At 76.4% G+C, this 6163-nt stretch carries 2 protein-coding genes; both read right to left on the minus strand.

The genetic code is table 11. The features are described from left to right. Positions 1 to 3213: amino acid adenylation domain-containing protein (locus VGR37_10845; GenBank protein ID HEV2147889.1), on the minus strand; the 3213-nt coding region annotated here is incomplete at its 3' end. Between the two features lie 36 nt (positions 3214 to 3249). Continuing rightward, positions 3250 to 6163, minus strand: a 2914-nt coding sequence (locus VGR37_10850) for an SDR family oxidoreductase (GenBank protein ID HEV2147890.1), incomplete at its 5' end; no start/stop codon positions are given.

Here is a 6163-nt window from a genome sequence, read left to right on the forward strand (position 1 = left end):
GCGCAGCCCCCGCTCCCGGGCGCGCGCGACGATCTGGATGGAGAGGATGCTGTCGCCGCCGAGCTCGAAGAAGTTCTCGTGCACCCCCACGCGCTCCACGCGCAGCAGCTCGGCCCACAGCTCCGCCAGGATCCGCTCGGCCGGGGTCGAGGGCGCCGTGTAGCCGCTCGCGGCGGCGGCGGCGGCGGGCGCGGGGTCGGGGAGCGCCCGGCGGTCGAGCTTGCCGTTGGGTGTCAGCGGCAGCGCCTCCAGGAGCACGAACGCGCCCGGCACCATGTACTCCGGCACCCGCTCCAGCAGGTGCGCCCGCAGGTCGCCGGGAGAGGGATCCTCTCCGGCCGCGGCGGGGACCACGTAGGCCGCCAGCCGCTGCCCTCCCGCGCCGTCGCCCCGCGCCACCACCGCCGCCTCACGGACGGCGGGGTGCGCCAGGAGGACGGACTCGATCTCCCCCAGCTCGATCCGGAAGCCGCGCACCTTCACCTGGAAGTCCATCCGCCCCAGGTACTCCAGCACCCCGTCGGGGAGCCAGCGCACCCGGTCGCCGGTGCGGTACAGGCGGGCGCCCGGCTCCGTGCCCAGGGGGTCGGGGACGAACCTTTCCGCGGTCAGCTCCGGCCGGCCCAGGTACCCCCGCCCGACCTGCACCCCGCCGATGAAGAGCTCTCCGGACACGCCCGCCGGCACCGGGTTGAGCGACCCGTCCAGCACGAGGATGCGGGTGTTCGCCACCGGGCGACCGATCGGAACCACCCCGCGCCCGTCCCCGGGCACGCACGCCCAGTAGGTCACGTCCACGGCCGCCTCGGTGGGGCCGTACAGGTTGTGCAGCTCCACGCCCGGGAGCTTCCCGGCGAAGCGCTCCTGGAGCTCGAAGGCGAGCGCCTCCCCGCTGCAGACCACCCGCTTCAGCGAGCCGCACCGCTCCGGCTCTCCCGCCTGGAGGAAGGCGTGCAGCATGGAGGGGACGAAGTGCAGCGTCGTCACCCCCTCGCGCTCGATGAGCTCCGAGAGGTACACCGGGTCGCGGTGCCCCTCGGGGCGGGCGACCACCATGCGCGCCCCGGTCATCAGCGGCCAGAAGAACTCCCAGACGGAGACGTCGAAGCTGAAGGGCGTCTTCTGCAGCACCGCGTCCGAAGCATCCAGCCCGTACTCCTCCTGCATCCAGAGAAGCCGGTTGACGACGCCGCGGTGCTCGTTCATCGCCCCCTTGGGGCGGCCCGTGGAGCCGGAGGTGTAGATCACGTAGGCCAGGCTCCCGGCGGACACGGCGGCCCGGGGGCGCGCCTCCGGCTCCGCGTCGACCTCCCCCCGGTCGCGGTCCAGGCAGACCACCCGCGCGGGGGAGTCGGGGAGGAGCGGCAGGAGGCGCTCCTGCGTGAGGAGCACCGGCACGGCCGAGTCGCCCAGGAGGTACGCGATCCGGTCTCGCGGGTACCCGGGGTCCACGGGGACGTACGCCCCGCCCGCCTTGAGGACGGCGAGGAGCGCGACCACCATGTCAGGCGAGCGCTCCAGGCAGATCCCCACCCGCGCCTCCGGCCCCACCCCCAGCCGCTGGAGGTGGTGGGCGAGGCGGTTGGCGCGCGCATCCAGCTCCCGGTAGGTGACCCGCTCCCCCTCGAACACCACGGCGACGGCGTCGGGCGTGCGGTCCACCTGGCGCTCCACGAGCCGGTGCAGACACTCACCGGTGGGGTAGGGGGCGGCCGTCGCGTTCCACTCCGCCACGACCCGCCGGAGCTCGTCCTCCCCCAGGATCGGGACGTCCAGCACCCTCCGCGCGGGATCGGCGACGGCCGCCTCCAGGAGGGTGCGGAACCGCGCGGCCATCCCGCGGACGGTGGCGGGCTCGAACAGGTCCCGCCGGTACTCCAGGTGGCCGCCCAGCGCCCCCTCCGTCTCCATCAGGTGCAGGAAGAGGTCGAAGCGCGCCATCCCGCCCCCCGCCTCCGGTCCGCCCATCGCGAGCCCTGCGCCCGGCGGAGCCGCGGCGCTCCCGCCGCGCTGCAGCGCGAAGGACGCCTGGAAGAGCGGGTTCCTGCTCGGGTCGCGCTCGGGGGCGAGCTCCCGCACCAGCACCTCCAGCGGGAGGTCCTGGTGCTGCTGGGCCTCCAGGACCGCCTCGCGGACCTGCCGCACCAGCTCGCGGAACGTGGGGTTCGCGGAGAGGTCCGCCCGGACGACCAGGGTGTTGACGAAGAAGCCGATCAGCCCCTCCAGCTCCGGGCGGCTCCGGCTGCTGGCCGGCGTCCCCACGAGGAGGTCGAGCTGCCCCGTGTGCCGGGCGAGGAGGGCGTGGAAGGCCGCGAGGAGGACGACGAACGGGGTGGTCCCCTCCGCCCGCGCCAGCTCCAGCACCCCCGCCGCGAGCGGCCCGGCGAGCGGCACCGGCTCATGGCCCGCGGGGGCGGTCTGCACCGGCGGCCGCGGATGGTCCACCGGGAGCTCCAGGAGGGTGGGCGCCCCCGCGACCCGTCCCCTCCAGTAGCCGAGCTCCGCCTCCAGCCGCTCGCCCCGGATCCGCTCCCGCTGCCACGCCGCGTAGTCCGCGTACTGCACCGGGAGCTCCGGGAGGGGGGAGGGAGCCCCCCGCGTGAAGGCGGCGTACAGGACCGACAGTTCCCGCGTGAACACCCCCTGCGACCACCCGTCCCAGGCGGCGTGGTGCGTGGTGAGGAGCAGGACGTGCTCCTCCGGGCGGAGCCGGACGAGGGTGGCGCGCAGGAGGAGGTCGCGGCCCAGGTCGAACGGGCGGGCGGCCTCCTCCCGGGCGAGCCGCCGGGCGATCCCCGGGCGGGCCTCCGGGGCCGCCCCCGAGAGGTCCACCACCGGAAGGCGCAGCGCGGGCGCGGGGCGCACCCGCTGCACCGGCTCGCCGTCCTCCAGGACGAACACGGACCGGAGCACCTCGTGCCGCCGGACGATCTCCGTCAGGCTGCGCTCCAGCGCCGGGAGGTCGAGCGCGCCCCCGATGGGGAGCGCCTCGGGCTCGTTGTACGCCGGGCTCCCGGGGTCCAGCTCCTGGATGGCCCAGAGCCGCTGCTGGGCGAAGGAAAGCGGCGCCGCCTCCCCCGCGGGACGCCGCGGGATCGAGCCGGGGGGTGTCGTCCCCCGTCCCGCGTTCCCGCGCAGCACCCGGTCGAGGAGCGCCTGGCGCTCCGGGGAGAGCTGTTTCCGCTTTTCCAGCAGCTGCGTTCGTCTGTCCATGAAAATCCCTGGGGGTCGCCGGAGCGGGGTGCCGTCCTACTGGAGCTGCCGGAGCTCGTCCTCGGACATCGAGAGCACCCGCTCGATGGCGAGCTCCTCGATGACGAGCGCCACCTCCGCCACCACCGGCGAGGTGAGCAGCGCGGTGAGCGGCAGGTCCACCTGGAAGGCCTCGCGCAGCCGGGAGACGATCTGGATCCCGGAGAGGGAGTGCCCCCCCAGCTCGAAGAAGTTGTCGTACACGCCGACGGGCCGGACGCCCAGCACCTCGCTCCAGACGGCGCAGATCCGCTCCTCCGTCTCGTCGCGGGGAGCCACGTACGGGTTGTTCAGCTCGGGGCGCCCGTGTCCCGCGGCCTCGCCCGCGGCGTCCGCGGGGGCCGCGTCCGCCGGCCGCTCGCGGGCGAGCCACTGGTTCAGCCGCTGGTGGAGGTCGCCGCGGGAGACCACCACCTGCGGCAGCGAGGCGGAGGTCGAGAGGATCCGCTCGAAGGTCCCGACCCCTTCCCCGGTGGACATCTCGAACTCGGCCACCGTGGCGCCGATCCCGGCGGCCGCGTCCCCGCTCTCCTCGCCGGACTCCCAGTCCGCCCAGTTGATGCTGGTCCACCGGGTGTCGCCCGCGGCGTGGCGGCTCTGGGCGAAGGCGTCCAGGAACAGGTTCGCCGAGGCGTACGCGGTGAAGCCGAGCCCTCCCAGGATCGGGGAGAGGGAGGAGGTCAGGAGGCAGAAGTCCAGCGGGTCGTCGCCCAGCGCCGCGTGCAGCGCGTAGGTGCCGCCCACCTTGGGGTGGAACTGGCGCCGCAGCTCCGCGACGTCGGTCTCGGGGAGGAGGCGCAGCATGCCGCCCTGCGCCACGCCCGCCGCGTGGACCACCCCGTGCAGCGCGCCGAAGCGCTCCCGGACCGCCCGGACCGCCTCCCGGACGTCCGCCTCGCTCCCCGCGTCGCCGCGGAGGACGAGCACCTCGGCCCCCGCGGACTCCAGCGCGCGCAGCGCGCGGACCCGCTCCCGGACCGTCTCGTCGCCGTCCCCCGCGGCGAGCAGGCCGTCCCACTCGTCGCGGGGGGGCACCCCGGTGCGCCCCAGGAGCGCGAGCTTCGCGTCCGCCGTGCGCGCCAGGTGCGCGGCCAGCGCGAGGCCGATGCGCCCCAGGCCGCCGGTGATCAGGTAGACCCCGCCGCGGCGGAGCCGGATCGGCAGCGCCCCCGCCGACGCCTCCAGGCGGAGGGGCTCGAAGGCGCGGACCCAGCGCTGCGCGCCGCGGTACGCCGTCTCCAGGTCCGGGAGGGGGTGGGACACCTCGGTGAGGAGCTGGCCGACCGCGCGCTCGGCCGCGGGCCCCTCCAGGGCGTCCTCCGCCAGGTCCACGGCGCGGCACGTCACGTTCGGATACTCCTGGCCGATGACCCGGCACGGGGCCAGCACCGTCGCGCGGCCCGGGTGGGGCACGTCGCGGCTCTCCACCGCCTGCGCCCCCGCCGTCACCACCCAGAGCCGCACGGACTCGGAGAGCGCCTCGCGGCCCAGCGCCTGAGCCAGGTAGAGGAGCGGGTGGAGCACGCGCTCTTGCTCCCGCTCGAAGCCCTCCAGCCCCCCGCCCGTCCCGGCCGGCTCCGCCCCCCAGAGGTGGACGATCCGGCGGGGGAAGGCGCCCCGGGCCCGGAGCGCCCGGAGGAGGTCGAGGTAGCCGCGGGGCTCGTCCGGCTGCAGGGTGTAGGCGTCCTCCCCCGCCGCTCCGGACTCCGCCCCGGGGCGGACCGTGAGCACCCGCCGCCCGCCTTCCCGGAGGCGCTCCGCCAGGAGCTCCCCGATGCGCCCCCCGTCCGCCAGGAGGAGCCAGGGCGCGTCCTCGCCGTCCGGGTCCGCTACCGGGCCCGGGAGGTGCGCCACGGGGACGCGGGCCTGGCGCCACACGGGCTGGTAGAACCACTCCGCCATGTCCCGGCCCTTCGCCGGGGGGCGGGGCGCCGCCGCGCGCGCGCCCGGGCGGGCGCCCGGACCGACCAGGAAGCGCTCCCGCTCGAAGGGGTAGGTGGGAGCCGGCACGCGGCGCCGCTCCTCCCCGGCGTGGAAGGCCCGCCAGTCTACCGGCACCCCCGCCAGCCAGAGCCGGCCGAGGGAGCCCAGGAGGAGGTCCGGGTCGTCGGCCGTCTCGTAAGCCGCCCGGAGCGAGGGGGCCACCACCCGCCCCGGAGAGCCGGCGAGCTGCGCCGCGAAGCTCCCGAGCGTGCGCCCCGGCCCCACCTCCAGGTACGCGCGGGAGGGCTCCTCGGCGAGGGTGCCGAGCCCCTCGGAGAAGCGCACCGGCCGGACCAGGTGCCGCACCCAGAGCTCGGGGTCGGCGGCCTCCTCCGGGCGGATCCAGCCGCCCGTGACGGTGGAGACGTAGGGGATCCCGGGGGCGCCCAGCGCCACTCCGCGCAGCAGCTCGCGGAAGGGCGCCGCGGCCGGCTCCATCATCCGCGAATGGAAGGCGTGCCCCGCCCGCAGGCGGCGGGAGACGACGCCCCGGGCGCGGAGCGCCTCCTCCAGGGCCGCGACCGCGGCTTCGTCCCCGGCCGCCACGCAGAGCGCGGGGCCGTTCACCGCCATCAGCGAGACGCCCTCGCCCAGGTGCGGCGCCAGCTCGTCCTCCGACAGGGGGACGGCGAGGAGGGCCCCCGCCGGGAGCCCGTCCACCAGGCGGGCGCGCCCGGCCACCAGCATCAGGGCGTCCTCCAGCGAGAGCACGCCGGAAAGGGCGGCGGCCACGTACTCGCCGACGCTGTAGCCGATCATCGCCTCCGGACGCACCCCCCAGCTCATCCAGAGGCGCGCGAGCGCGTACTCCACCACGAAGACGGCCGGGTGCGCGTACAGCGTCCGGTCCAGCGCGTCCGCCGCGCTCCCCCCCCGCCCCACCATGCGGCGGAAGTCGATCGCCCCGCCGGCGGGCGCCGCGGCGCCC

This window comes from Longimicrobiaceae bacterium (assembly GCA_035936415.1).
Classification (GTDB): Bacteria; Gemmatimonadota; Gemmatimonadetes; order Longimicrobiales; family Longimicrobiaceae; genus JAFAYN01.